Origin of the sequence: Frankia sp. Cppng1_Ct_nod (assembly GCF_920656135.1) — a bacterium.
GTDB classification, from domain to species: Bacteria; Actinomycetota; Actinomycetes; order Frankiales; family Frankiaceae; genus Protofrankia; species Protofrankia meridionalis.
On the sequence record NZ_CAKKTK010000013.1, the window covers coordinates 1 to 26,821 of the forward strand.

Below are 26,821 nucleotides of genomic sequence, written 5' to 3' on the forward strand. Positions count from 1 at the left end.
ACAGAGCCGACCGACTTGGGGCCGGTCGGGTCGGGGCCGGCAAGCCCATCGAGCAATTCGAACATATGTTCATTTTAGCCGTCCAACACGACACTGTCCACGGGGTACCCGCACCGCCCTGGACCCGTGAGGATGCTCGGGTTCCGGCATAAAAGACCCTCGGGTTCCGGCATAAGAGATGCTCGTGGATGAGTTCCGGCGCAGCCTACGGCTGGGCTGGGTCCACGGCGCGACGGGCAGGGCAGCCCGGTGCAGGGCAGGGCAGCCCGGTGCGGGAAACAATGTGCCCCACCTCTCACGACTCTGCCCCGACGAGATCGAGCAAATGCGCGCTGTTAGCGTCGTGGCGGATGAGGAAGGTCCGGCTACGCCAGCAGGAGATACGTCGCGCTTTTGACCTGGCAGCCCACGAGCGGGGCTTCGTCCTCGACGAGGCGCAGGACCGGGCTGTCGAACGGCTGTCCCGGCTGGGGGCCGAGGTCGGCATCGGCGGCATCGGCATCGGCGTCTTGCGGCCGTCGCCGCGCGGCCTTTACCTGTGAGGACCGGTTGGGCGAGGGAAGAGCTGGCTGGTCGACATCTTCTTCGACGCCGTCCCGACGGGGGCGAAACGCCGGGTGCACTTCCACGACTTCTTCCGCCAGCTGCACGAAGCGGTCCACCGCCACCGGGACACACCCAGCGCCATCAACAGTGCGGTGTCGCAGCTGCTGGCGGATTGCGCGCTGCTGTGTTTCGACGAGTTCCACGCCCATGACATCGGTGACGCCATGCTGGTCACCCGCCTGTTCCGGGATCTGTTCGCCCGCCGTACCGTCCTTGTCACCACCTCCAACTACCCGCCGGACGGACTGCTACCCAACCCGATCTACCACCATCTCTTCCTCCCCGCGATTGAAATGATCAAAAGGGAGATGGATGTGGTGGAGGTCGCCGGTCCGACCGACTACCGCGCCGTCGCCCATCCCACGCAGAGCGAGGCCGGTTTCCGCCGTGGCGCGTACCTCTGGCCGGGACGGGACGATCAGCTTGCCGGGGCCGGCCTGGTCAGGCCCGGGACGCAGGAGAAGACGGTCGTCGGTGTCGCGGGTCGTGACCTGCCGGCCCTGGCCGTCCGGGACGACCATGTCTGGTTCGATTTCGTCGACCTGTGCGAACGTCCCACTTCGGCGTTGGACGTGCTCGCGCTGACGGACCGTTTCACCGTCTGGGTTGTAGAGGGGCTGCGCCGGCTGGCGGAGTGCTCACCGGACGCCCGGCAGCGTTTCGTCCACCTCGTGGATGTTCTCTGCGACAGGGATGTCGTGCTGTTCCTCATCGGAGACGTCCCGCTGGCAGACGTCCTGCGCGGCAAGGACCTACGTGGTGACGACCTACGTGGTGACAAGCTGCCGGCCGACATCAGCCGTACGGCCAGCCGTCTGTCGCTGCTGCGGCAGATCTGCTGACGCAGACACGCCCGCGCCGATGGCGCCACCGCTGGTCAGAGCACTGATCGTGTGGGAGGTAGGCGTCAGGGTATGCATCGGCTGCCGGTGCCAGCTCCCGCGCAGCCGAGGTCAGGAGGCGGTCGGGGTGGGGTCACCGCCGACTGAGGGGATCTCCCGCGCAGCCGAGCGGGTGGCGAGGGAGTCGGCGATGGCGGCGAACTCGGCGAGCGCGGCCTGAAGGTCCTCGACGATCTCCCGGGCGATCACCTCCGGTGGCAGCAGACTGTCTGCGTCGTCGAGGCTCGGGTCCTTCAGCCAGGTGATGTCGAGATTGGCCTTGTCCCGGGCGACCAGCTCGTCGTAGCCGAACGGGCGGAACCGTTCGGTCTCCACCCCGGTCCGCACAGGGTTCACCAGGCCGGTAGCAGGCGACGAAATCATCAAGATGATCGCGGCGCAGCGGATTCTGCTTGAGCGTGAAATGCTCCCCGGTCCGGAAGTCGTACACCCACAGCTTCGACGTCCACGGCTTACCCGGCCGGGCCTCCCGCTTGTCGAAGAACAGCACGTTCGCCTTCACCCCACCGGCGTAGAAGATGCCGGTCGGCAACCGCAGCAGCGTGTGGACATCGAACTGGGTCAGCAGCCGGCGCCGCACGGTCTCCCCGGCGCCGCCTTCGAACAGCACGTTGTCGGGGACGACGACCGCCGCCCGCCCGTTCATGCCCAGCGCGGTCGCGATGTGCTGGACGAAGTTGAGCTGCTTGTTGGTGGTCGTGACCCAGAAGTCCTTCCGGTTGTAGGAGATGTCATCCCGTCCGGCGCGCCCGTCATCGGCGATCACGGTGATGGACGATTTCTTGCCGAACGGCGGATTCGCCAGGATCACGCTCGGGTGCAGCCCGGACGGCCGGGCAAGCGCGTCGGCCACCTCGATCGGGGACGGCCCGTTCGGCTGGCCGATGCCGTGCAGCAGCATGTTCATCGCGGCGAGCCGGGCCGTGCCGTCGACGAGTTCGATGCCGGTGATGGCGGTGCGCCCGAGCGCCCGGCGCTGCTCCGGGGTGAGTTCGGCAGCGTGATGCGCCTGAATGCGCTCATAGGCCGCGAGGAGGAAGCCGCCGGTGCCGCAGGCCGGGTCGTGCACGGTGTCGGCCGGCCCGGGTTGCAGGCAGTCGACCATCGCTGTGATCAGTGACCGTGGGGTGAAGTACTGGCCGGCGCCGGATTTGATGTCCTCCGCACTCTTGGCCAGCAGCTCCTCGTAGGCGTCGCCCTTCACGTCGACCCCGGCGGCCGACCATTTCTCCTTACCGATGAGGTCGACGACCAGCTTCTTCAGCTTCGCCGGATCCTAGATCTTGTTCTGCGCCTTGCGGAAGATGACGCCGAGGGTGCCGCTCTCCCGGGACAGCTCGTCCAGGGTGGTGCGGTAGACCTTCTCCAGCGTGTCACCCTCGTAGTTGAGCAGGGCCTGCCACCGGTTCGCGACGTGCGCGAGCGCCATGTCGGGGTTCAGCGGACGGTTCGCCCGCTCGTGCGCCATCTTCAGGAACAGCAGATAGGTCAGCTGCTACACGTAGTCGATGGTGGACACGCCGTCATCCCGCAGGACGTCACAGTAGTTCCACAGCTTGGCGACCAGCCGCCGCGACTCAGCACTCACGAGGCCACGTCCTGACCGGTCGCCCCGGCGGCCCGCCGCTCAGCCCCGCGGAACATGCCCGCCACGGCGGCGGCGTGGACCAGGACTGATCGACCCGTGACGGGCGTTTCCACGCCGGACCATCCCGTCCCCGTCGTAGTCGATCGCAGAGCCAGACAACGTGAAGTACTGGCCCGACAGGGCTCCTTTGTCGACCGGGAACTCCTTGGTGCTGTCGGGGTATCTCCTGTACCTGGGGTTACCCGTGGACTCCCATTATCACCTCACGCATTCAACATCAGTAATAGGCTCCCGACAATGACGGGACCAACACAACAGGTAACATTCGATCAAGGCGAGAGCGGGGACAGCGCTCGCGGATCAGCCGGCCAGATGGACACGCCGTGGGGAAAGCCCGTGTCCTCGATGCTGGCGTACCAGCCGGCTGCCGGTCGGCAGACGGCGTCGCCGCCCCGCAGCGATGACTTGCCTGCCACCGTTCGTGCGGTGCTGACGCGGATCGCCGTAGGCGATCATGTTGCCTCCGATGCCTTCGCTGATGCCTTCCAAGCCAGCGTGGATCTGCCCGCGCCGACGCGGGACGTGGTACTCGGGTCGCTGATGACGGCCGTGATGGCGCGCGGCCCGGCGGTTGATGACGTGGAGGCGCTGTTGCGAAGTGCACTGGCGGTGGACGGCCGGGAACCCGCCGAAATGATCAGCGGTGGTGACCGCCCGATGCTGATGTTGGCAGGCAGCGGTAAGAAGGGCTTGCGGACGTTGAACGTGTCCACACCAGCCGCGCTCGTGGCAGCCGCCGCAGGGGCGCGTGTGATCAAAGTCGGTTCGGCCGCTACCTCGTCGGCGCTGGGCTCTCGTGACCTGGTGCGTGCCCTCGGGCTGCGCGAGCACCGAACCGCCGACGGCGTGCGCGCTGACTTGGCCGTGTCTGGTTTCGCTTTCGTGGCGATCGAACCGGAGATTCCGGTCCTGGACAGGCTGTACGGCGGCCGGTTCCACGCGCCGAACCCGTTCTCCTTCGGGCTGGCCCCGCTGGCGAGCCCGGTGCGCGGCGATGTCACAATTTTTGGCTTGTCGCACCCGTGCGTGGACGTGGCCGCGCGGGTCCTGAGCCGTTTCGGCATGAATCACGTGGACGTGTTGAGCACACGCTTACCCGGTGGTCACTACCTGGATGAGATCGGTCCGGCGGGTGAGCTGCGCTGGTGTCGGGTGCGGGATGGGGAAGTCAGTCCAGTTGATGTTGAGCCAGCCGAAGGCTGGACTGCGATCGGCCTGCCTGGCGAGCTGCCGACGCCGCACGGGCCGGAGGAGGCGATCGAGCGGACTGGCGAGTTGCTGACTGGACGCGGGTTGGAAAGCCACCGTGCCCTCGTCGCGCTCAATGCCGCCCATCTGCTCGTGCTCAGCGGTCTCGCCGCGTCGTTGCCCCAGGGCAGGAACCTGGCCGAGGACATCCTGCGCAGCGGTACGGCGCTCGCCCGTGTCCCGGCTGCACGCTCGGCCGACAGGAGTGCCTGAGCGCATCATGGGCTTCGACCCGGACCTTCATTATCTCGACATCATCGGTGTCGGCTTCGGCCCCAACATCGACTGGTGCCGAGAGCGCCTGCCGATCGGGCGGTGGTTAGACGCGGATCTGAGGCCGTCGTTCAACCCGTTGCATGTTCGGGAGTGGACACAAGGCGAGGTTCTGGTCTTCATGGAGATCTTTCTGGTGGCGATCGAACGGTTCGAACTGACCCGCACCGACAACCGCTGGGGCGGGTTGACGACCCAACTTGTCGTCATGGCGCGGCCCGAGGAGCGGCGGTGACGGCAATCCGTGTGGTCCATATCCCTGGCCGGACCCCCTACGCGCGCAAGCTGCACGACGAAGGTATCCAGGTCCTCAACGGCACGACCGTGGATGGGCTCGCGGTGCCGCGAGACGCCACGCTCGCCTGGCTGCTGGAGCACCGACCGTGGGACTGGCTGGACGTGGTGCACCTGCACCATCCGGACTTCGAGCCGATTCCGTGGTTGCGCACCGTGCTCGCGGAGTGCTGCCGGTTTGGGAAACGGGTGGTGTTCACCGCGCACGACGTGAGCCCGGTCTTCGGGGGCCAGACGGAGCACCACCGTAGGCTGCGTGTGCTCGCCGAGCACAGTGTGCCGTTCGTCTGTCTCACGCCTGCCACCGAGGCCGAGGTGCGCTGGCGGTTCGGTGCCCGCACGGCCATGGTGCCGCATGGCTACGTGGCTCCGCCGGGAACGCTGACGCGCCCGGTGCCACGCAATCCCGGCCCTACGCGGTTTCTGCTCTATGGCTCGCTGCGGCGCAACCGGGACGTGAAGCTGGTGCTGGCCTGCTGGCGCTTCGCTCGCCATCTGGCCGAGACCACACTGCGCCTGCTTCTGCGTGCTCCGTCCCGCGCCAGTCTGGCCGAGGATGCCGAGGTATGGCGGGCTATTCGGGAACACGCCGCCGATCCGCGGCTGCGGGTGGAGGTGCTTCCGTTCCCGACTGACGACGAGGTAAACGAGGCGGTGGCGGGCGCCGACTGCCTGCTGCTGCCCTACCGGTGGGCCAGCCACTCCGGGCAGCTCGAACACGCCCTCGACCGTGGCGCGCTGCCTGCGACGACGCGAACCGGATTTCTGCCGGATCAGGTGGCGCTACACCGCAGGCTGGTGGGCGAGCCGGTGTGGTTCGACTGGTCGGACCACACACCGTTCGAGCACGGCGCACGGCTGTTGGAGGCGATGCAGACTGTGCACTCGGCGATCCAGAACGGCTGGCAGCCCCACGATGCCGAAAAATTCGCCGACCACCGCCGTCGTGAGCACGCGGAGATCATGGCCGCGTACCGCGTGCTGTATGGGGGCGGGCAATGATGCCACCGACGCGACAGCCAGTGACGCCACCCTTGGTGTCGATCGTGGTTGAACCAGCTCGCCGGCCTGGTGGCCCGATGCCGAGACCAGGCCGCCGAGCACCGTGACGACGCCCACCACCAGCGCAAGCGGGCAGCGTTCAGTGTCGCGCGGGAAGGACCCTCCGCGTGACCGAGGCCGTGCTGTTTTCCGAGCCCTACTACCGGCAGGTGCTCGCCGAGTTCGGCTACACCCCGTTTGACCTGCGGCAGTTCGACTTTACCCTGGCCGGGCTGGACTCCGTCACCCTCAACGCCCGCTACCTGTGCCACCACCACGGCGAGCAGTACCTGCACGTCGCCCCACAGCGACGGATCGTCACCACCGGGTTTGGCATGTCCGGCGTGCCACACCTGGCCACGGTGTCCCACATCCTCAAGATGATCGAACTCCAGCGCGGCGGTGAACACTGCCAGATCGTGCTCGGCGACCTCGACGCCTACAACGGCAAGGCCAAGCCCTACACCGAGGTGCGCGAGCTGGCCGAGCGATTTCGGGAGTACATTCTGCGGCTGGGTTTCGACGATGTGACCGGAATCCTGCGTTCCCAGGAGGGCTATCGGCCCGCGTTGGAGGCGATGTACCTGCTCGGCCGCTATGTCGAGCAGGTCGACTTCGACATAGCCGAGGAAGACAACCACGGCTACTACGCCGACCGTGGACTGGTCGATGCGACCATGACCTTCCGCCGCGCCCTGTCACTGTCACTGATGGCCGCCGACTTCTTCGCGCTGGGCCAGGACCACGACGCCGTACTGGTGATGCTCGGCGTGGACGAACACCGCTATGTGCGCTTCGCCCAGCAGGCGTGGGGACGCCTGGACGAGCACGTGCCGCTGCGGTCGGACTTCGCGCTGACCGCCGCCTACACCCGTATGGTCCAGGGGTTCGGCGGTCATCCCAAGTTCAGCAAGAGCATTCCCGGCTCGGCCCTGGACGTCACTACGCCGCCGGAGGAGGTGCACCGCCTGCTCGCCGCCGAGCCGCCCATCCCCGAGGAGTCCGCTACCTACCAGCTCATGTGCCAGGTACCCCGCTACGACGCTGGCATCCTGCTCGACCTGCACACGCACTGCTTACACGCCGGCCCGGCCTGGCAGCGGGCGGTGGGCGAGTTCGCCGACTACATGATCGATATGATCAGCCTCTGGCCTCGTTGACCAGGGGAAATCGGCTCGCGACGGTCCGATAGCATAAATGGCCGTCCAGTTTCCAGGAGAGGTTCGATGACCCGCCTGAACCAGTCCGTCGACCGCGTGACCGCCCTGCTCGCGGGTGCGGACCTCACCGCCGACGCCACCGTGCGCGAGCTGCTGGAAGAGACGACGCAGCGCCGCGGTCTGGACCTGTCGGACCTGTCCCCGGCCGAGCAGGCCGCCATGATCGCCGACCGCTCCCAGGAACTCCAACCCTCCACTGACGCGCTGGCCGCCCGGATCATCGAGGCGGACCAGAAAGGCCGCAGGTTCATCGCGAAGTTCGGCATCGATCCCACCGGGGCCGAGGTGCACCTGGGGCACGCGGTACCGATGCTCCTCCTCAGCCGGTTCCAGCGCATGGGCCACCAGGTGGTGTTCATCGTCGGGGACATGACCGCCAGGATCGGCGACCCCTCGGGCCGGTCCGACGAGCGGCCGGTCCTGACCGACGAGGACATCGCCCGCAACCTCGCCACCTACCGTGAGCAGGTCACCCCGTTCTTCGACTTCGACCGGGCGCAGTTCCGCCGCAACGGCGACTGGCTACGCCAGGTCACCCTGTCGAAGATGATCGAGATCGCCGCGCAGATCCCGGTGTCCATGCCGCTACAACGCGAGGACTTCCGTAACCGGCTGGAGGCCGGTCAGGGTCTGTCGCTGGCCGAGCTGCTCTACTCGGTGGTGATGGGGCTGGACTCGGTGGAGACCAACTGCGACCTGGAGGTCGGCGGGATCGACCAGTTCCTCAACATGCAGATGTGCCGCAAGGTCATGGACATCTGCGGCCAGACCCCCGAGCTGGTCGTCGCCACCTCGCTGATCGAGGGCACGGACGGCACCGGCGCCAAGATGTCGAAGTCGAAGAGCAACTACGTGCCCCTCACCGCCCCGCCCGGCGAGATCTTCGGTAAGATCATGTCTGTGCCCGACCGGCTCGTCGAGCCGTACTTCCGCGCGCTGTCCGAGTGGCGTGACCCCGAGCTCGCCATCACCGGTGAGCGGGTGACGGCCGGGTCGCTGCACCCGATGGACCTGAAGAAGATTCTGGCCGGGGAGGTCACCGCCGCCGTCCACGGCGTCGACGCCGCGATGAAGGCCCGGGAGGAGTTCGTGGCCCGCTTCTCCCGGCGTACCTTCAGCGAAGTCGAAGACCTGCCCACCGTCTCCGACCTCGGCCAGTCGGTCACCGAGGTGATCAAAGCTCTCGGTTTCGTCAGGAGCAACGGCGATGTCCGCCGCGTCGCCCAGCAGAACGGCTTGCGCCTGGTGGTCGAGTCCGAAAGCGGCCAGCATCAGGTGACGCTGAACGCCAACGATGTCCACGAACCGTTGTCCGCCGTGGTCAAGAACAGGCTCGACGGCCGGACCGGCGACCTCTACCTCAAGGTCGGCCGCAAACTCGCCCGTATCGTGGCCACCGACTGATCCCGGGCATAGAAAGCTGTGGTGCTCGACCTGTTCGGCACCCTCGTCGCCGCGGAGCACGTGCCCGCCTACCTCGCGCTGAGATGAAAGCGTGGGAGATGCGCAAGGGCACGCTGGGCTTGCACGACGTGGAGGCACCCCGCCTGAAGGACGGGCACATCCTGATCCAGGTCAGCCACGTAGGCCTCTGCGGTAGCGATGCACCCAAGCTGCTGCGCGCAGGCGACTTCGCCCTGCCCGAGCCATGGCGGCCCGGCCATGAGATCGTCGGCACCGACTCCGCAGGCCGTCCGGTCGCCGTCGATCCCCTTGTGCCGTGCGGGGACTGCACCCGCTGCACCGATGGGAGCACCCATCTCTGCTCCGGTCTGCGGCGGCTCGGCTGGGACCTTCCGGGTGGATTCGCGGAGCAGGTGGTAGCGCCCACCGCCAACACACACCCGCTGTTGGATGGACTTGATCCCCTGACGGCCGTTCTCGCCGACCCGACCGCCGTCGCTGTCCACGGCCTACGCTGCACCCCGGTCGGATCACCCAGACGATTGGCTGTCATCGGCGCGGGCACGGTCGGCCTGCTCACCGCGCTCTACGCCCACAGGCAAGGCTGGGAAGTCGCCGTCGTACACCGCGTCGGTCGCGCACCCCACCCAAGCGTGACCGAGGCCGTGCCCGCCACGTTCCATTCGCCTGCTGCTCTGCCTATGGACGAGACCTTCAACGTGGTGGTGGATGCGGCCACCGGAACCGATCCAGCGCCGCTTGACCTCGCTCTGCGGCTCGTGAACGACGGCGGCACCGTCGTCGTCCAGAACGCCTACCATCCCGGCGTCCACCTTCCGACGCAGCTGCGCGACCTGTTTCGCCGGTCAATCCGCCTGATCGGCTCGTTCTCCTACTGCCGGCGCCACCAGCAGGATGACTTCACCATCGCACTCGGCTTGCTCGGTGAGCACGTTGACTCGATGAGGCACCTTGTAACCGAGGGTGGCGACCTTGCCGACCTTCTCTCTGTTCTCGATCACAGATCGTCGCAGACGGTACGACAGGTTCTCACCATCTGAGGATGGAGATAGGCGGCCCATCCGTCGGCAAGCTTGCCGCTGGCAGCCTCTCAGAACGCGGTCAGCATGGCTCAGCCGGTTCATGTGCGTGTCAGGGTGACGTGGTGGGGGCGCCGGTGTCGAGGTCGCGGACCAGCACGACCAGCCGCCGCGACTCAGCACTCACGAGGCCACATCCTGACCGGTCGCCCCGGCGGCCCGCCGCTCAGCCCCGCGGAACATGCCCGCCGACCTCGGCATCCTCACTTATGACACGAACTTCCAGATAGCACTCTCCGGAAGCTGTGGCAGCGAGGGCAGGTCCTCTTCGGCCCAGGCCTCGAAGAGGAGATCGGTTGCCCGGGCCAGGGGCACCGTCTCGCTGCGGTACAGCCTCAGCACCGATTCCTCGTATCGTCTGACGAGCGAGGGCGCGGCGAGCTCCTCGTGGACGTTTCCGCGGCACCGGCGTCCTCAGCGGGAGGACCAGAGGCTTGCTGCGGGGACGGCGAGGATGCGCTCTGTGAGCTGGAAGACCCGTGGGCCCGTGTGTACGAGGAGTCCGAGGGTGAACCGTGGACCGATCTCCGCCGCAAGCCATTCCAGGTGTCGTGCGTCGGTGTGGGAGGGGGCCGCGGATGCCTTGACCTCGATGGCGATGACCTGGCCGTCTCGGGCTTCGAGGAGCAGGTCGATCTCACGGCGGCCGTTGGCGTCGCGCAGGTGGTACAGGTCGGCGCCGACGACGCTCAGCGCGCACTCGGCGCGGAACTGGGCGGCGACGAGGGTGTCGATGATGCGTCCGAGCAGGTCGCCGTCGCGGAGCGCGCGGCGGTGGTCGATACGGAGCAACGGGGCGAGGAGGCCGGGGTCGGTGAGGTATCGCTTGGGTAGCCGGACCGCGCGGTTCGTGCGGTTGTCCGCCCAGGCAGGGACCCGCTGAGTGATCATAAGGGTGTCGAGGAGGTCGTCGTAGGCCACGGCGGCCTCGCGTCTGATGCCCGCCGAGTCGTAGAGCAGCTTGTGGGTCGGCACACCGGCGGTGTTGGCGGCGATCGCCTGGAGATATCTGCGCAGTCGCAGGGGGTCTCGTGCGACGCCGAGCGCCGGGGCTTCCCGGGTCGCGAGGTGGTCGACGTAGCCGGTGAGCCAGCGGTCGCGTGCTCGGTCGGCCTCGGTTCGCAGCGCCTCCGGCCAGCCGCTGGTGAGTGCCTCGGTCACGTAGGCGTGCAGGTCCCAGCCGGTGGAGGGATCCGCGAACGCGTCCGTGCCGCCGTCGAGGATCCGGTCGATCAGTGAGGGCGCGGTGGGGTCGCCGTGGCGTTCCCGGCCGACGAGGGGATACATCGTCAGCCGGACGATTCTGCCGGTCGCAGGCCAGCCCGAGGCGGTGAGGTCGGCCTGCGAGGATCCGGTGAGCACGAACCTCCCCGGGCGCGGGTCGTCGTCGACGGCCCGCTTCACCGCTCCGAGTACGTCGGGCACGACCTGCCACTCGTCGATCAGGACGGGCTCCTCGAGCCCGCGCAGCGCCGCGTCGGCGTCGGCCCGTACGACCGCGGCCTGCGCCGGGACGTCCAGGCGCAGGATCGACTGGCAGACACGCCGGGTCGTGGTCGTCTTGCCGCACGCCCGAGGGCCGACGACGAGGACGGCTGGGTGGGAGGCGACGACATCCCGCAGCTCCGTGTCGAGCAGACGAGGAACGTAGGCGCGCACGAATATCCGATCATGGAATTGACACATATTTGACCATGAAAATTACACGTAGATCATCGATAATTTAACACGCGTTCGGACCGCGATCCAGCGCACCCCGACCGTGCCGTGCGGCTGCTCGACGCGCTCGCGGCCTACCGGCCAGGTGGGCGGCGGGCGTTCCTGGCGGCCCTCGGGCTGCCCGAGCCCTATGAGGACACCGCACGCCGGAAGATCGTGCCCGAGACATTGGAGCGGCGTGTCTTGGCCGCCTTCGACGCCACCACGCCGTTGTTCCGCAAGACCTCATGCGCCGTGGCCTACGCGCACGGTCTTCCCAACTACAACGGCTGCTACGGCCACTACGGCATCCGGGAGCTGTGTGACATCTGCCCGCTGAGTCAGCTCGGACGAGCCGATCAAGCACTTCGCCACCCGCATCCACGGGCTGACCAACAAGGACGTGGCCGACGCACACGTTGATGTCGGTGTTCTTCAGCGCAAACTCGGTGACTGGCAGTGCCCCGAGGTCTTCGACACGCTCACACTCTCACGCTGCACCGCTCCACCTGTGACGCACTGGTCACGGCCCGGCTGTTCGTCCACCTCGCCCAACCTGCCGGGGCAGGTCCGCTGTCGCTGGGAGCAGAAAGCCGAAGTTCGCCGACCTGCGTGCCAGCTCCTCGACACGCGCGTCCATGACCATCAGCCCCGCCCCCGTGGAGATCCCTGATGCCGCCGGGCGCACGGAGAGAAAGATGATCGCGCGCCCTTTGGCCAGCTGGTGACCGTGCGAACCCACAATGTAGTCCAGGTCCGGATTTCGCCGGACACGGTCCCATCGTCAGCCAGACCCACGGCCGGGCTTACTCCGTCCGGAGGACGAGTCCGTGTGCGTTGAAGAAGAATCCGCCGGGAGTGAGAACGGCTGTACGGGCGTCGGGAACCTGACGGTCGCCGGCCTCACCCTGTAGTTGCAGAACGGCCTCACGAATATGGCCGGCGCCCTGCGTCCCGCCTTCGGACAAGCTGCCGCCATGGGTGTTGACGGGAATCCTCCCGTTGATTAACAGGCTGTTCGTCTTGTCGTCCCAGTTGTCCCGGATGAAAGCGCCGGCCTCACCCGGGCCGCACCAACCGATGGCCTCCAGCCAGGAAAGGGTGATGAAGGAGAAACCATCGTAGGGATAATACACGTCGATGTCGTCGAGCCACAGGTCGCTGCGGGCCCGCAGCGTCTCGACGCTCACCCGCTGGCCGTGGTTGCGCAGCCCCGGGGTCTGATCCTCCTCGTTGCGGCCGATGACACCCGCCGTCGCCGCATGGATGAGGACGGGTCGCCGCGGCAGATCGCGGGCCCGCTCGGCGGTGGTGATGACAAAGGCGATGGCACCGTCGATGGGAATGTCCATGTCGAGCAGCGACAGGGGCCAGCGGATCATGCGGGCGGCCAGGTAGTCGTCCATGGTGATCGGGGTCTGCAGGACGGCATGCGGATTACGCCCGGCATTTGACCGAGAGTTGATGGCGACCAGCCCGAAATCCTCCCGGGAGGCACCGTACTCGTGCAGGTATCGACTCGCCCATGCGGTGTATCCGACGGAACCCCACACGTTCTCGGGCGCGTCCGAAATACCCCCGGCGATCGACAGCATCCTGCGGAACGGGTCCTTGGCCGCGGCCCTCGACGCCCAGGGCAGCCGGTAGAATGTGTGATAGACGAGCGCGGTGGTGCAGGCGCCGGAATACACGGCGTTCATGGCCTCCAGGATCACCTGGACGAAGGAACCCTCCTGCGGTGGGCTCGTCCACCAGGTGGTCTCGGGAATACCGACCGTGGACTGGACCTTGTAGGCGATCGGAATCGCCCCGGCGATGCCATCGATGTCGGCCGCGGTCAGGCCCGCGTCCCTGATTGCCCGCGTGCACGCCTCGGCGCACAGAGAAAGCTGTGACCGTCCGCCCGAGTCACGGGAGAACGCACTGGCGCCCGTGCCGGCAAAGGCCACCTTGTCCTTGACGGGGTACCGCGTCATCGTCCAGGTCTCCTGGTCAATCGTCGGATGTGCCAGCGCCGGCACTACACACTGGCGGGTGAGGCGGGTGAGGCGGGTGAGGCGGGTGAGAAGGCTGGGAAGGGGTTGCCGTCACGTTCGAGCCAGGTGAGCGTCACGGGCAGTCCGATGCGCAGGGTCTGTGGATCGGCGTTGACGATGGTGGTGGAGAAGCGGAGGCCTTCCTGCTCCTCAAGTTCGACCACGGCGACCGGGTACGGCGTCGAGTAGTCGACGCCCGGAGCGGGCGGGCCCTGGTGGAGGAAGATCAGCAGGTGGATGACGGCCCGGCCGGACACCTCCACCGGCTCGATGTCCGTGGACCAGCAGTCCGAACAGATCGGTCGCGGCGGCTGGCGCCAACTGCCGCAGGCACGGCACCTGTTCACCAGGAGCTTCCGCTCGAGCAGGCCTTTGTAGTAGTGCTTGTTGTCATGGTCGATCGCGGTCCGGGGGAAGCGCGCCAGCACTTCCTCGTCGCTGATCGCACTCATCACGGTCTCCTTCACGCCGTCGCACGGCAGGTCCGCGGTACGGGCAGGTCCGGACCGTACATGATATAGGTTTATGTTGTAACTATATTGAGGGCGTTCCACCAGTCCCCTACCGCGGACGCCGGTCCCAGCATCCGGTCACCTCACGGATGGCCGTTCAAGGAATAGATCACTCCCGGAGGCCCGCGCATGGCAGAGGGTGTGGAACTACCCGAGTACGACGAGTTCGGGCACTTCGCGGACAACGCCCGGGAGGCCGGCTTGGCCTGGAGCGGCGCACCGGTCGTGAGACGCGAGGACGTCGTCGTCGAGGGCGAACGGATCAGCGCGCTCGTCTGGGGTGAAGGGTCCCCCGAACTGGTGCTGCTGCACGGCGGGGCGCAGAACGCGCACACCTGGGACAGCGTCGCGCTGGCCCTGGGCCGTCCCCTGGTTGCGGTCGACCTTCCCGGGCACGGCCACTCGGGCTGGCGTTCGGACGGCGACTACTGGCCGGTGCGCAACGCCGACATCCTGGCAAAGGTCATCGCCGAACTCGCACCGGACGCTGCCGGGGTTGTCGGTATGTCGCTGGGCGGGCTCACCAGCATCCGCCTCGCGTCGAGGTACCCACATCTCGTCCCTCGGCTCGTGGTCGTCGACGTGACCCCGGGTGTGACCCTGGAGAAGAGCGCCCCGATCGTCGCGTTCGTCAACGGCCCGGTGTCCTTCCCCTCGTTTGACGAACTGCTGGAACGGACCATCACGCACAACCCGACCCGGTCGGTCAGTTCGCTGCGCCGCGGTCTGCTGCACAACGCCCGCCCGCTCCCGGACGGCGGCTGGACCTGGCGGTACGACCGGTTGACCCCTCCGGGCGGCATGCTGGACTTCCTTCCCCTGTGGGAGGACGTCTCCACGCTTTCGGCGCCCGCCATGCTCGTGCTGGGATCGACCTCCGGTGTCGTCACCGCGGATGACGTGGCCGAGTTCCGCCGCCGCCAACCCGCGAGCCGCGTCGAGACCGTCGACGGCGCCGGCCATTCCGTCCAGGGCGACCGACCGGTGGAGCTCGCCGAGCTCATCACCGATTTCGTCTTCGGTGTCGACGAAGCGGGCCGGTAGCCCTCGCTCCAGCGCGCAGACCTGCACATCTACCAACGTGCCTCGCCGCCGGACGCATCCGGCGCCACCTATTGGAGCAGCCCTCAACCTGTTAGATTGTTCACCTGATTAAGAGTGCGTCCGCAGCGAAACGCCTCGCCCTCCTGCTCCGGATGGGAGCCAGGACGGCTTGAGGGGTTCTCGTGTCGGCGTGACCCGCGGCGTTGGAAAGCGGTATCGATGATCCTCGACGGTTTGACAGTGCTCGAGCTGGGTGCGGGCAGCATTGCCGGATCCCTGGCGGGAATGATCCTCGCGGACAACGGTGCCCGGGTCATCAAGATTGAATCACCCGAGGGTGACCGCCTACGCACGCAGTTGCCACCGGGCTTCCTGGTCTGGAACCGAGGCAAGGAAAGCCTGACCGCCGATCTGCGTACTCCCGCCGGCCAGGCCGAGGTCGGTGAACTCGCCAGGCACACGGACGTCCTGATCGAAAGCTTCGAACCCGGGGTCGCGCACGGCTGGGGCCTAGGCTACGAGACGCTGCGCACGGTCAACCCGGCGCTGGTCCACTGCTCGATCAACGGCTTCGGCTCAACCGGCAGGTATGCACGCCTCAAGGGCTACGAAGGCGTGGTCGCCGCGAAGGCAGGGGCGTTCGCCCGGGGTCAGTTCGGCTTCCGGCCGGGCCCGATCTTCACCGCCGCGTCACTGGGAAGCAGCGGCGCCGCGCACATGGCTCTCGGCGGCATCCTCGCAGCGCTCATCGTTCGCGAGCGGACCGGACGCGGCCAACGTGTCGAGGCCACCCTGGTGCAGGGCATCAACCCGGTCGACTACTTCGGGACGATGCACTGGCAGTACGCGATGAACACCGGCAAGGAGCCGCAGGTCATCATCAATCCCCGCGGCGGGGCGCTGGCGGCCACCCGGTACAGCCTCACGATGGCCACCGCCGACGGCCGCTTCATCATCACCAATCCGCAGCTTCCCCACCAGGCGCAGGCCCTCACCCGGGTTCTCGGTCTCGCACACACCATCGCCGACCCCGTGTTCGAGAACATGCCTCAGTTCAAGACTCCCGAGGACGCCCAGCGGTGGGAGGACCTGCTCAGCGAGACCGTCCGGAAGAGGACGCGCGCCGAGTGGGTGCCGCTGCTGGAGGCGAATTCGGACGTCGCCTTCGAGGTCGCCGCGACCTGCGAGGAAGGTCTCGACCACCCGCAGATCGTCCACAACGGGAACTCGATCGGAATCAACGATCCCGAACACGGCGTGATCCGTCAGATCGGGCCGGTCGCCACGTTCGGCAGGTCGCCGTCCCGGATCGAACGGTCCGCCCCCACGCTCGGCGTCAACCACGGCCCGTCGACCGGGCCCTCGGCCCCCACCGCCCCCGCCGGTCCTACCCCGCGCCATCCGCTGGACGGGGTGACGATCGTCGAGTTCGGCTACTTCTACGCCATGCCCTTCGGTGTCACTCTGGCCGCGGCGATGGGAGCGCGGGTCATCAAGGTCGAGGCCCTCGCAGGAGACCCGATGCGCAACTCCTTCGGCGTCAGGGAGACCAGCGGCGTACGGACGATGGCGGGCAAGGAGAGCATCGCCGTCGACATGTCCACAGATGAGGGAAAGAAGATCATAAAGGATCTGATCGCAAAGGCGGACGTCTTCGCCCTGGGCTTCCGGCCTGGAGTCGCCGAACGTCTCGACCTCAGCTACGAGACGCTGTCAGCGATCAATCCGAAGCTGGTGTACCTGCACGCCACCGGCTATGGCATCAGCGGGCCGTACAGCCCGCGCCCGTTGTACGCGGACTCGGCGAGCGCCGTGGCCGGCAGCATCCACAAGCAGGCCGCCTACTGGACCGACCCGGACCTGGTCGGCAGCCTGGACCTGATGGAGCTGCAGGCCATCGTGCAGCCGCGGCTGCGCGGCCTCACCGACGGGGACTCCAACGCCGCGCTCGTGGTCTTCTCCAGCCTCATGCTGGCGCTGGCCCACCAACGGCGGACCGGAGAAGGACAGTTCGTTTCCACAACCATGATCAACGGGAATGCCTACACCTACTCCGACGATCTCAACGCCTACGAGGGCAAGCCGGTGGCACCCGCCCTGGATCCAGAACAGCACGGTTTCAACGCGCTCTACCGCCTCTACCAGACATCGTCCGGCTGGGTCTTCCTGGCGGCCCCGACGCAGAAGGAGTGGGAGACCCTGATCGGCGGGATCAAGCGTCCGGAACTACTGGACGACGCCCGCTTCGCCACGGTGGAAAGCCGCCTCGACAACGACGACGACCTCGCCGTCATCCTGGAGGATGTGTTCACCACGAACACCGCGCAGGGGTGGGAGGACCTGTTCGTCCCCGAAGGGCTCGCCTGCGTGACCGTCTACGAGGGCGGCATCTCCGCGTTCACCTGCACCGACGAGACCATGCTGGAGACCGGCCTGGTCGTGGAGGTGGACCACCCGCTCTTCGGGCGGATCCGCGTGCACGGCCTGCCCGCGGCGCTGTCGGAGACACCCGGGCGGATCGGCCGCAGCTGCCTGCTCGGTGAGCAGACCGAGGCGCTTCTCACCGAGCTCGGGTACGGCGCGGATGCCATCGCCGCGCTCAAGGAGGCCAAAATCGTCGCGGGCCAGGAAGTACCCGCATAGCGGAGGACAGACCTCGGGATGGCGGGGTCGGTCCGCCCGAACCGACCCCGGCCGTTCCTCCGCCTCGATGATGCGCGGTCAGCGTCGGACGGTCATCCGTTGGACGGCCATCCGTCGGCGGTGGGAGGACCCGCGGCGGTATACCGCGTGCCCGGCGGATCGAGCGCCCAGGCCGCCGGTTCGTCCCAGCCGTCCTCGAAGACCATCTCGCGCAGGGGGCGACGGCGTACCGGCCCGTGCCGTCCCTCCGGACGGCCAAGCGCGATCGTCGCGGCGATGAACACCCCGTCGGGGATCTCCAGGAGGCGGCGGAGCTCAGGTTCCACGACCCGGTGCCAGCCGGTCAGCACTCCCCCGTAGCCGAGTGCCCTGGCGGCCAGCAGCAGGTTCTGGCAGGCCGGGTAGACCGACGCCCCATCCGACGGGTTGGGCTCGCGGTAGCGGACCAGGCACGGCAGGACGACGACCGGAACGTCCTCGAAGGTCTCGACAAAACGCGCCATCGTGGCGGCGATCCTGGCCTTCGGCGTGTCCACGTCGACGCCGCTGCCACGCTCGTAGCCATCCGACACGACCTTGTTGGCCCACTGCTCCCGGGCGGCGCGCCCGATCAGGGAGCGGGCGGCTCGAGCCCGCGGACCGTCACGCAGGACGAGGAAACGGAACGGCTGACGGTTGGAGCCGCTGGGCGCCCGGGACGCGGCGAACAGCATCGTCGCGAGCGCGTTCTCCCCGATCGGCTCCGGACGGAACCGGCGGATGGCCCGGGTCGTGACGATTCCCTCGAGCAGGCCCACGACGTCGTCGGGCCACGGGTTGTCCCGCGGTCGGTCACCGGCCGGCGGTTCGTCAGGCACCGGTCACGGCCTCAAGGAGTTCGAGCAGCATCAGGGCGGTGACCCCCCAGGCGCTGCCATGCGGAAGTTCGAAGAACGGAACCGTGAACGAGGAGTCCGCGGCGTTCCAGCGCTCCTGGCGGTACACGCCGTCCACCATCAGCCCCGCGAGTGAGATGTCGAAGGCCTGCTGGACCTCGCTGTTGTTGATGCGCAGCGCCGGCCGGGCCTGGAGAACACCCACGACCGGGGTGATCTGATAGTTCGTCAGGACGGCCTCCTGACGGCCCAGCTCACCGATCAGTTCGACGGAGGCGGGATCCAGACCGATCTCCTCCCACGCCTCCCGCAAGGCGGCCGGGCCGGATGCCTCGCCGACGTCGCGTTCCCCGCCGGGAAAGGCGACCTCGCCCTGGTGGGTGCTGACGGTCACGGAACGCTTGATCAGGAAGAGCCGGGTCTCGCCGGCTTCCTCGAACAAGGCCACGAGGACCGCCGCCTTGCGTACACCCGGCCGGCTCGGGGCATCCGGAGATTTTTTCCGTCGCTCGAAAGCGCGCCGGGCCGCGTCGACGCGGATTCCTCTGCGCGCTGCCGCGGGCAGGCCGGCCCACGGCGGCGGCAGGTCCAGGCGGGTCCTGGTACCCGAAAACCTGTCCCAGTACGGGATGGGCTCGTCACCCGGACCGTCCAGGTCCGCAGTGTCGGCTCCCGTCGCGACGAACGGGTTGTCGGGCCCGTGGGCACCCGCCGCTCTCACGCTTTCTCGAACAGCTTCTCCGCGTTACCACGCAGGATCTTGTGCTGCTGCTCCGGCGACAGCGACGTGAGTAGTTGAGAGAAGTCGGCCGGGGAGGCCAGACCCTCGGCGTGCGGGAAGTCCGAGCCCATGACCAGGCAGTCGACGTCGGGCAGGTCGCGGACGATCTTCGCGACGTTGTCCTCCGGGTACGGCGCGACCCGGATGTGACGCTGGAAGATCGCGCTGGGGCGCTCGGTGAGACGACCACCGCGCCACGGGCCGTTACGCCCCATGCCCCGGCTCTTGTCCATGTGCTCGAGGAAGTGCGGAATCCACGAGGCTCCGAACTCGGCGACCAGCACCATCAGGTTCGGGAACCGTCCGAAGACGTTGTCGTAGATGAGCGCCGACAGGGTGTCCTCGATGGGACGCTCGCCGTACAGGTTGTTCCACTGCCACGCGGACATGTGCCACGCCGCGGGGAATGCCTCGTAGCCCCACGCCGGCCCGATGTTCTCGTTGTACCAGTTCTCCATGATATGGAAGGCAACGGTCACATTGGCCTCGTTGAGGCGGGCCCAGATCGGGTCGAAGTAGGGGTCGCCGGGCGAGCGCCCGTTCACCGGACCGGTCGGCAGCAGCACGACCCGGGCCCCACGGGCAAGGAGGTCGTCCAGCTCGGCGACGGCTAGGTCGAGGTCACGCAGGGAGAGCAGCGCGGGCGCGTAGATGCGGTCCTGATAAGCGAAACCCCAGGTCTCCTCGAACCAGCGGTTGAACGAGTGCACGTTGGCGTAGGCGGCGGGCACGTTCTTCACGTAGTTCTCGACCGACAGCGCCATCGCGGACGGGAAGACGACGGCCCGGTCGACCCCCTGGACGTCCATCAGCTTCAGGCGGACGTCCCGGTCGTGGTACTCCGGCCGCATGGGCTCCGGCTCGTAGGTCTCGTCCGGGTTGCCCGACGCCATCTGGCGGAGCATCTCCTTGAGCGACCCGGGTCGGTACGCCAGATCGAACCCGAGGCCCTGCTCGGAGTTGAAGGTCGCGACCCGGTCAGCGGCCATGATCTTTTCCAGGCCGCCCTCGAACTTGATCGGCCGGACAGCGTATTCGGACCACTCCGCCGGAAGGTACTTCGTGAAGGCGTCCCTGGTCTCGTAGCAGTGCGTGTCGCAGTCGAACAGTCCGAAGCCGAGCTCTGTCATCGGAGCCTCCTCACATTTATCTTCGCGACCCTGCGAGCCTCGCGACCCTACGAGCCATTCCGTAAAATTAGCATACTAGTAGTGCTGATCGTAGGCTAGCGGCCGGACCACCGCGGGGCCCGCTTCTCGACAAAGGCCGCCGCGCCCTCACGCGCGTCGTCGGTGTCCTGTAGCGCGGCTGCCCCGGCCTGCGCCGCACGCCAACCGGCCGCGTCATACGAACCGGCCGCATCGTGCATCCGGCGCTTGGTCGCAGCCAGCGCCAGCGGTGCGTTCGCGGCCACCTGCCGGGCGAGCGTCAGGGCCTCCTCCAGGACCCGACCCGCCGGCATCACCCGGTTGACGAGGCCGAGCTCCAGTGCCCGACGCGCGCCGATCGGCTCGCCGGTAAGCCCCAGCTCGAGCGCGACCGCCAGGGGCAGGCGCTGCGCCAGCCGGGTACTGCCGCCGACCGAGGCGAGCCCCCGGCGAACCTCGGGGAGCCCGAAGACGGCGTGCTCAGCCGCGACGATCAGATCACACGACAGCGCGAGGTCCAGCCCGCCGGCGACCGCCGCGCCGTTCACAGCCGCGACCAGGGGCTTTTCGTAACGATCACGCAGAACGATCTCGATGCCAGGTCCCGCGCTCACGGCCGGTCGGGCACCGCGGGCGAACGCCCGCAGGTCCATGCCGGAGCAGAAGACGCGGTCACCCGCACCGGTGAGGACGACGACGGCGACCTCGGGGTCCGCGCCCAGGGTGGTGAGCGCGTCTCCGACCGCGGCAGAGGTTGCCGGATCGATCGCGTTGCCCGCTTCGGGACGACACAGGGTGACCACGGCGACGGCTCCGTCCCGACGCACCTCAACGGCCATCGGACGACCTCCAACCCGACGTCTCGCCCAACGTCGTGACACAGTTCGAACCTTGCACTAGCATGCGCTAACTAGGTTATACGTTTATCGGGTTGGCACGGTCGCGATGGCTGGCCGCACCGTCAACTGGGCCGGACGACCGCGTACGCCTCCGGAGGCGACCTTGCGACGCACGATCTTCACTCCCGACCACCAACTGTTCCGGGAGAGCGCCCACGCCTTCTTCGAGAAGGAATGCGCCCCGCACACCGAGGAGTGGGAGCGCGACGGCATGACGTCCACGGACGTCTGGAGGCGCGCCGGCAGCGCCGGACTGTTGGGCTGGGAGGTGCCGGAGCAGTTCGGCGGCTCCGGGGTCAAGGACTTCCGGTTCAACGCGATCCTTGCGGAGGAGATCGTCGCCACCGGCACGGTCGGTGTCGGTTTCGCCGTGAACAACGACATCATCATGCCCTACCTGCTCGATCTCACGACCGCCGAGCAGAAACAGCGGTGGCTGCCGGGTCTTGTCACCGGCGAGTCCATCTGGGCAATCGCGATCTCCGAACCCGGCGCGGGCTCCGACATCAGGAGCATCGCGACGACCGCCCGCCGGGACGGCGACGACTACATCGTCAACGGGTCGAAGACGTTCATCAGCAACGGGCAGATCGCCAACCACATCCTGGTCGTGGCGAAGACCGATCCGGCCGCCGGTCACCGCGGCATGAGCCTGCTGGTCGTCGAGACCGGCATGCCCGGCTTCGTCCGCGGGAAGAAGCTCGACAAGATCGGCATCAAGGCGGCGGACACGTCCGAGCTGTTCTTCGACGACGTCCGCGTCCCCGCCGCCAACCTCCTGGGAACCGAAGGCCGCGGCTTCCACAACCTGATGCGCAACCTGCCGACGGAACGCCTCGGTATCGCCGTTACCGCGGCCGCGCGGGCGCAGCGGGCCTTCGACATCACCCTGGAATACACCCGGACCCGCAAGGTCTTCGGTCAGCCGATCGCGGACTTCCAGGCCAGCCGGTTCTCCCTGGCCGAGATCAAGGCCAAGGTGGACGTACTGTGGATCTACCTGGACCGGTGCATAACCGCCCTGATCGACGAGGAACTGACCGCCGAGGAGGCGGCCGAGGCCAAGTGGTGGACGACCGAGACCGAGTGGGAGGTCCTCGACCGCTGCCTCCAGCTGCACGGCGGGTATGGCTACGTCAACGAATACGAGATCGCTCGGCTGTGGCGGGACTCGCGCGTCCAACGGCTCTACGGCGGCACCACCGAGATCATGAAAGAGATCGTCGGTCGCTCACTCGGCGGGTAAACGCGAGTTGACCCCTAAATTGCAATAGAATATTTTGCTTTTGGGGATTATTTAGGGCATTGACGATCCAGGGGCAGGGTGTATGAGTATCGGGATGTTGCTCGATATGACCGCGAGTGCTTTCGGCGACCGGGTGGCGCTGGGTCGGCATGACAGCGGCATTACCTTCGAGCATCTCGTTCGTGTGTCAACCGGAGGTGCCACGCTCCTGAAGTCCTCCGGCGCGGACCGCGTCGCCTACCTCGGTGCGAACAGCGCGGCCTTTCCCGCTGCGCTGTTCGCCGCAGCGGCGGCCGGGATGCCCTTCGTGCCCCTGAACTACCGCCTCAGCGAGGATCAACTCGACGCACTGCTCGGCGAGTTACACGGCCCCGTCGTCATCTGCGACGACGCCTACCGCAATGTCGTCGCCCGCACCGGCCTCACCGTGTACCGGTCCGAGGACTGGCTCGCCACCGCCGCGCTCGCGGAACCTTCGGACCCCGTCGACGTGGATGACGACTCCCCGGCGGTCCTGCTCTTCACCAGTGGGACGACGTCCAAACCGAAAGCCGTTGTGCTCCGCCACTCCAACCTCGTCTCCTACGTCCTGCAGACCGTCGAGTTCGGCGCCGCCGACGAGGACGAGGCCGCGCTGACCAGCGTCCCGCCCTATCACATCGCCGGGGTCGGCACGGTGCTGACGAACACCTATGCCGGCCGCCGGTTCGTCTACCTACCGAACTTCTCCGCGGACGCCTGGCTGCGCCTCGTGGCGGAGGAGAAGGTGACCAGCGCGATGGTCGTCCCGACGATGCTCGCTCGCATCGTCGAGACTCTCGACGGGGCACAGGCGCAGGCCCCGACGCTGCGGTCGATCGCCTACGGCGGCGCGCGCATGCCCCGTCCGGTCCTGGAGAAGGCACTCGAGGCCTTTCCCGGCACCGGCTTCGTCAACGCCTACGGGCTCACCGAGACCAGCTCGACGATCGCCGTCCTCGGGCCGGACGACCACCGTGAGGCGCTCGCGTCGCAGGACCCGTCGGTGCAGGCCCGCCTCGCCTCCGCCGGCCGTTTCGTGCCCGGGGTGGAAGGGCAGATCCGCGACCCCGCCGGACGGGTGACCGACCCCGGAGAAATCGGCGAACTGTGGGTGCGCGGCAGTCAGATCTCCGGCGAGTACCTGGGTCTCGCCTCCGTCCTCGACCCCGACGGCTGGTTCCCCACCAGGGACCGGGCCTTCCTCGACGCCGACGGCTACCTGTTCGTCGAGGGAAGAGCGGACGACACCATCATCCGCGGGGGCGAGAACATCGCGCCGGCTGAGATCGAGGACGTCCTCATCCACCATCCCGCGGTGAAGGAGGTCGCCGTCATCGGCCTCCCCGACGTCGAATGGGGCGAACGGCTGACCGCCGTCGTCGTGCCGGAACCACAGACCTCACCGGAAGCGGACGATCTGCGTGCGTGGGTCCGCGCCAGGCTTCGCGGCTCCCGCACCCCGGACGAGGTCGTCTTCCGCGACGAGCTTCCCTACACACCCACCGGCAAGCTGCTACGCCGCCAGCTGGTCGCCGAAATCGGCAGTTCCGCGACATTCGAGAGGGCGTGAGCCACAGCATGCGACTGAAGACAGGCACGCGACTGCGCAGCCAGGTCTGCTCCACAGAGGTGATCGTGGTGCGTCCCGGATCCGGTGATATCGATCTGACCGTCGGTGGCCATCCGGTGATCGGGTCCAAGGAGACCCCCGCCGACGGCCTGGACCTCAAGCCGGAGCTCGCCGGCGGGACCCTGCTCGGCAAGCGGTACACCAACGAGGCGAACGAGATCGAGCTCCTCATCACCAAGGCGGGCGTGGGCACGCTGGCCATCGGGCTGACCCCGCTGGTGCTCAAGGAGGCCAAGCCCCTGCCATCGAGCGACTGACACCAGGCTCTTACGAACGGTTCGGCCACGAACGGTGGGGACAGGCCCTGGAGCCTGTCCCCACCGTTGTCATGCCCGCTCGGTCGCCCGCGCGTGGTCGAGCGTGGTGCGTAACGCGTCCATCAGGATCCGGCCGGCCCCGGCCGGGCCATGGGCGAGGATCTTCGCGTCGAGGACCTCCACTCCGATCGGTGCCCGCACCCCGCCCTCGTCGAGGACCTGCACAACGCCGGACAGATCCAGATCGCCTTCACCGGGCAGCCTCCGGTGGAAGACGTCCTCGAGCGGCGGACCGACCGGTGTCGCTGTGGCGTCGCTGAGCTGAACCGAGAGAATCCGATCGCTGGGAACGCCACGCAGGATGTCGTTGTCACCGGCGCCGGGGCCCCGGTTGTGGTGCCATACGTCCACGAGGATCCCGGCGTTGGGCCGGCCGGCCCGGCTCGCGATCTCCCCAGCCGTCCCGATGTCGGAGATCGTTGCCCAGGCGACCGCTTCCAGGGCAACGTCCAGGCCGTACTCGGTGGCGCGGTCACACAGGCCCGCGAACTTCTCCGCTGCCTGATCGACGTCGACCGAATCCCCGAAGTGCGTCGCCACCAGCGTCCTCGCGCCCAGCGACCGGCCCGCTTCGAGATATTCGGTCTCGGTCAGTACCTGGTCCATGAAGGCGGGCTGGTCCGCGGGAGACGGCGTGAGCCAGTCACCCACCGCCTCGATCTCGGTGAGGACGAGGCCGTTGTCGTCCAGCAGTGCCCTGATGTCGGAGTCGGACAGGCCCTCACGGGTCCGGGCACGCCGCAGGGACCGCCCCAGGATCGAGATGCCGTCGAAGCCCGCCGAGGACGCCGCTGTGATGACGTCACGCAAGCCCAACGACGCCACCGAGACATTGCACAGGATGAGGGGGGCAACCGCGCCGCCCTCGCGCTCCCCCGTCACAGGTCGGCCAGGACATCAGCGTAACGCCGCCTTGCCTGCTCCTCAAGGGCGACAAGGTGGCTGGTCGGGAAAAGCCCGTCGGTCGCCTTGTGCTGCTTGAGCACCTCACGCGCGAGCGTGACCTTGTGGACTTCGGTCGGGCCGTCGGCGAGACCGACGGTGTAGCCCGCGACAAGCATGTCGAAGAACGGCATTTCCTTGGTCAGCCCGAGGGAGCCGTGCAACTGCAGCGCCCGGGAGGTGACGTCGAGCATCACCTTCGGCATGACCGCCTTGATCGCCGCGATGTCGCCGCGGACCTGCCGGTAGTCCTGGCGTTCGTCGATCAGCCAGGCGGTCCGCAGGACGAGCAGCCGGAACTGCTCGATCTGGATCCACGTGTCCGCGATCGCCTCCTGCACCAGTTGCTTGCGCGCGAGCACCTCACCCTGGGTGAACCGGGACAGCGCACGCTCGCACATCATGTCGAAGGCCCACTTCACCAGGCCGACCGTGCGCATGGCGTGGTGGATGCGACCGCCGCCGAGGCGGACCTGGGCGACCGCGAAACCGCCGCCCTGCTCGCCGAGGAGGTTGGCGCGTGGCACGCGCACGTTCTCATACGAGATGTACCCCTCGGTTCCCCCGCCGACCTCCTCGTCGATGAGTTCGACATGCCGGATGAAACGGATTCCGGGCGTGTCCGTGGGGACGATGAACATGGACTGCTGCCGGTAGGGCGGCGCGTCCGGATCGGTCACCGCGACGACGATCAGGAAGGAGGCGAAACGGGCATTCGAGGAGAACCACTTCTCACCGTTGATCACCCATTCGTCGCCGTCCAGCACCGCTCGGGTCTTGAAGACCTTCGGGTCGGCGCCACCTTGCGGCTCGGTCATGGAGAAACACGAAACAATCTCATTTCGCAACAGCGGCTCGAGATATTTCGCCTTGTGTTCCTCGGTGCCGAAGTGCGCGAGGATCTCGCTGTTGCCGGAGTCGGGCGCCTGGCAGCCGAAAACCGTCGGAGCGCAGCGTGAGCGGCCGAGAATCTCGTTGAGGAGCGCGAGCTTCAGCTGGCCGTACCCCGGGCCGCCGAGCTCCGGGCCGAGGTGGCAGGCCCACAGGCCCTGCGCGCGGGCCTTCTCCTGAAGCGGTGGGATGAGCGCGGCACGGACCGGGTCAGCAAGATCGTACGGCTGCCGGACCAGCCGGTCGACGGGTTCGACCTCTGTACGGACGAACTCCTCCGCCCAGTCCAGGAGCTTCTGGTACTCGGGATCCGTCTGAAAGCCCCACATCGGTGACTCCTGTCACTGTCTGTTTATACACTTGGTGACATCATGACTCTGCCGCGGATGGGATACGTGGCGA

General features: G+C 67.5%; 26 protein-coding genes and 1 pseudogene. 14 read left to right on the forward strand and 13 right to left on the reverse strand.

Translation table 11 applies throughout. The features are described 5' to 3' along the window. The first annotated feature begins 350 nt into the window (after window positions 1–350). Window positions 351–542 carry a hypothetical protein gene (locus tag NBW77_RS06135; protein WP_207386869.1) on the forward strand — a complete coding sequence of 64 codons (192 nt, stop codon included), beginning with the start codon at window positions 351–353 and terminating at the stop codon, window positions 540–542. A 12-nt stretch (window positions 543–554) separates the two neighbouring features. Continuing rightward, a pseudogene (gene zapE / locus NBW77_RS06140) lies at window positions 555–1,448 on the forward strand (cell division protein ZapE); the annotation flags it as partial. A gap of 133 nt (window positions 1,449–1,581) precedes the next feature. Here zapE and NBW77_RS06145 read toward each other — a convergent pair. Together NBW77_RS06145 and NBW77_RS22725 are read right to left on the reverse strand one after the other, a co-directional pair. Next, window positions 1,582–2,712, reverse strand: coding sequence for an HsdM family class I SAM-dependent methyltransferase (locus NBW77_RS06145; RefSeq protein WP_207386870.1), 1,131 nt, complete (start codon window positions 2,710–2,712; stop codon window positions 1,582–1,584). Between the two features lie 72 nt (window positions 2,713–2,784). Further along, a complete protein-coding gene (locus NBW77_RS22725) occupies window positions 2,785–2,976 on the reverse strand; it encodes a hypothetical protein (protein WP_207386871.1) in 192 nt (63 codons plus the stop codon). A gap of 492 nt (window positions 2,977–3,468) precedes the next feature. Here NBW77_RS22725 and NBW77_RS06155 point away from each other — a divergent pair, with 492 nt between their 5' ends. The 6 genes from NBW77_RS06155 to NBW77_RS06180 all read left to right on the forward strand — a co-directional run bounded on the left by NBW77_RS06155 (window position 3,469) and on the right by NBW77_RS06180 (window position 9,697). Beyond that, window positions 3,469–4,617, forward strand: coding sequence for a hypothetical protein (locus tag NBW77_RS06155; protein ID WP_165485877.1), 1,149 nt, complete (start codon window positions 3,469–3,471; stop codon window positions 4,615–4,617). A gap of 7 nt (window positions 4,618–4,624) precedes the next feature. After that, window positions 4,625–4,912 carry a hypothetical protein gene (locus tag NBW77_RS06160; protein ID WP_131745771.1) on the forward strand — a complete coding sequence of 96 codons (288 nt, stop codon included), beginning with the start codon at window positions 4,625–4,627 and terminating at the stop codon, window positions 4,910–4,912. Further along, complete coding sequence (locus tag NBW77_RS06165; protein WP_250279400.1) at window positions 4,909–5,973, forward strand: glycosyltransferase family protein; 1,065 nt, start codon at window positions 4,909–4,911, stop codon at window positions 5,971–5,973. The genes NBW77_RS06160 and NBW77_RS06165 overlap by 4 nt, the downstream gene beginning before the upstream one ends. Window positions 5,974–6,140: 167 nt before the next feature. Then, complete coding sequence (locus NBW77_RS06170) at window positions 6,141–7,172, forward strand: nucleotidyl transferase family protein (RefSeq protein ID WP_131745772.1); 1,032 nt, start codon at window positions 6,141–6,143, stop codon at window positions 7,170–7,172. Window positions 7,173–7,238: 66 nt separating this feature from the next. Beyond that, on the forward strand, window positions 7,239–8,636 hold the full coding sequence (tyrS, locus tag NBW77_RS06175) for a tyrosine--tRNA ligase (protein ID WP_131745773.1): 1,398 nt from the start codon (window positions 7,239–7,241) through the stop codon (window positions 8,634–8,636). Between the two features lie 98 nt (window positions 8,637–8,734). Next, on the forward strand, window positions 8,735–9,697 hold the full coding sequence (locus NBW77_RS06180) for a zinc-dependent alcohol dehydrogenase (RefSeq protein WP_165485879.1): 963 nt from the start codon (window positions 8,735–8,737) through the stop codon (window positions 9,695–9,697). 246 nt (window positions 9,698–9,943) lie between these two features. On the opposite strand, the gene NBW77_RS22030 is transcribed toward NBW77_RS06180, so the two are convergent. Next, window positions 9,944–10,078, reverse strand: coding sequence for a hypothetical protein (locus NBW77_RS22030; RefSeq protein ID WP_284346891.1), 135 nt, complete (start codon window positions 10,076–10,078; stop codon window positions 9,944–9,946). Window positions 10,079–10,150: 72 nt separating this feature from the next. Continuing rightward, a complete protein-coding gene (locus NBW77_RS06185; RefSeq protein WP_131745775.1) occupies window positions 10,151–11,395 on the reverse strand; it encodes an ATP-binding protein in 1,245 nt (414 codons plus the stop codon). Between the two features lie 108 nt (window positions 11,396–11,503). On the opposite strand from NBW77_RS06185, the gene NBW77_RS22730 reads away from it, so the two are divergent. Then, window positions 11,504–11,857, forward strand: coding sequence for a hypothetical protein (locus tag NBW77_RS22730; protein WP_207386873.1), 354 nt, complete (start codon window positions 11,504–11,506; stop codon window positions 11,855–11,857). 100 nt (window positions 11,858–11,957) lie between these two features. On the opposite strand, the gene NBW77_RS06195 is transcribed toward NBW77_RS22730, so the two are convergent. The 3 genes from NBW77_RS06195 to NBW77_RS06205 all read right to left on the reverse strand — a co-directional run bounded on the left by NBW77_RS06195 (window position 11,958) and on the right by NBW77_RS06205 (window position 13,922). Then, the gene (locus NBW77_RS06195) at window positions 11,958–12,176 is read right to left on the reverse strand and encodes a hypothetical protein (RefSeq protein ID WP_131745776.1); all 219 of its coding nucleotides are present in this window, start codon (window positions 12,174–12,176) and stop codon (window positions 11,958–11,960) included. Window positions 12,177–12,240: 64 nt separating this feature from the next. Then, window positions 12,241–13,410 carry a thiolase family protein gene (locus NBW77_RS06200; protein WP_250279401.1) on the reverse strand — a complete coding sequence of 390 codons (1,170 nt, stop codon included), beginning with the start codon at window positions 13,408–13,410 and terminating at the stop codon, window positions 12,241–12,243. A 44-nt stretch (window positions 13,411–13,454) separates the two neighbouring features. Further along, window positions 13,455–13,922 (reverse strand): Zn-ribbon domain-containing OB-fold protein, encoded by a 468-nt coding sequence (locus NBW77_RS06205; RefSeq protein WP_175324663.1) that lies wholly within the window; start codon window positions 13,920–13,922, stop codon window positions 13,455–13,457. Window positions 13,923–14,111: 189 nt separating this feature from the next. Between NBW77_RS06205 and NBW77_RS06210 the strand changes: the two genes are divergently transcribed. Together NBW77_RS06210 and NBW77_RS06215 are read left to right on the forward strand one after the other, a co-directional pair. After that, on the forward strand, window positions 14,112–15,026 hold the full coding sequence (locus NBW77_RS06210) for an alpha/beta fold hydrolase (RefSeq protein WP_131745779.1): 915 nt from the start codon (window positions 14,112–14,114) through the stop codon (window positions 15,024–15,026). 219 nt (window positions 15,027–15,245) lie between these two features. Further along, a complete protein-coding gene (locus NBW77_RS06215; protein ID WP_250279403.1) occupies window positions 15,246–17,669 on the forward strand; it encodes a CaiB/BaiF CoA transferase family protein in 2,424 nt (807 codons plus the stop codon). A 92-nt stretch (window positions 17,670–17,761) separates the two neighbouring features. Here NBW77_RS06215 and NBW77_RS06220 read toward each other — a convergent pair whose 3' ends face one another. The 4 genes from NBW77_RS06220 to NBW77_RS06235 form a co-directional block, all read right to left on the reverse strand. After that, window positions 17,762–18,526: a nitroreductase family protein gene (locus NBW77_RS06220; RefSeq protein WP_131744927.1), complete on the reverse strand. Its 765-nt coding sequence runs from the start codon at window positions 18,524–18,526 to the stop codon at window positions 17,762–17,764. Beyond that, window positions 18,519–19,265 (reverse strand): NUDIX hydrolase, encoded by a 747-nt coding sequence (locus tag NBW77_RS06225; RefSeq protein WP_131744926.1) that lies wholly within the window; start codon window positions 19,263–19,265, stop codon window positions 18,519–18,521. The genes NBW77_RS06220 and NBW77_RS06225 overlap by 8 nt, the downstream gene beginning before the upstream one ends. Further along, the gene (locus NBW77_RS06230; protein ID WP_131744925.1) at window positions 19,262–20,455 is read right to left on the reverse strand and encodes an amidohydrolase family protein; all 1,194 of its coding nucleotides are present in this window, start codon (window positions 20,453–20,455) and stop codon (window positions 19,262–19,264) included. Before NBW77_RS06230 ends, NBW77_RS06225 begins: the two co-directional genes overlap by 4 nt. 95 nt (window positions 20,456–20,550) lie before the next feature. After that, window positions 20,551–21,312, reverse strand: a complete 762-nt coding sequence (locus NBW77_RS06235) for an enoyl-CoA hydratase-related protein (protein WP_131744924.1) — start codon at window positions 21,310–21,312, stop codon at window positions 20,551–20,553. Between the two features lie 163 nt (window positions 21,313–21,475). Here NBW77_RS06235 and NBW77_RS06240 point away from each other — a divergent pair, with 163 nt between their 5' ends. The 3 genes from NBW77_RS06240 (at window position 21,476) to NBW77_RS06250 (ending at window position 24,526) form a co-directional block, all read left to right on the forward strand. Beyond that, complete coding sequence (locus tag NBW77_RS06240; RefSeq protein WP_165485775.1) at window positions 21,476–22,618, forward strand: acyl-CoA dehydrogenase family protein; 1,143 nt, start codon at window positions 21,476–21,478, stop codon at window positions 22,616–22,618. A gap of 106 nt (window positions 22,619–22,724) precedes the next feature. After that, complete coding sequence (locus NBW77_RS06245) at window positions 22,725–24,209, forward strand: class I adenylate-forming enzyme family protein (protein WP_502799445.1); 1,485 nt, start codon at window positions 22,725–22,727, stop codon at window positions 24,207–24,209. Between the two features lie 8 nt (window positions 24,210–24,217). After that, entirely contained in the window at window positions 24,218–24,526 is a 309-nt protein-coding gene (locus NBW77_RS06250) for a hypothetical protein (protein ID WP_131744921.1), read from the forward strand. Between the two features lie 69 nt (window positions 24,527–24,595). On the opposite strand, the gene NBW77_RS06255 is transcribed toward NBW77_RS06250, so the two are convergent. Both NBW77_RS06255 and NBW77_RS06260 read right to left on the reverse strand, forming a co-directional pair. Continuing rightward, the gene (locus NBW77_RS06255; protein ID WP_131744920.1) at window positions 24,596–25,468 is read right to left on the reverse strand and encodes a sugar phosphate isomerase/epimerase family protein; all 873 of its coding nucleotides are present in this window, start codon (window positions 25,466–25,468) and stop codon (window positions 24,596–24,598) included. Then, window positions 25,465–26,748, reverse strand: a complete 1,284-nt coding sequence (locus NBW77_RS06260) for an acyl-CoA dehydrogenase family protein (protein WP_131744919.1) — start codon at window positions 26,746–26,748, stop codon at window positions 25,465–25,467. Before NBW77_RS06260 ends, NBW77_RS06255 begins: the two co-directional genes overlap by 4 nt. Window positions 26,749–26,821 lie beyond the last annotated feature (73 nt).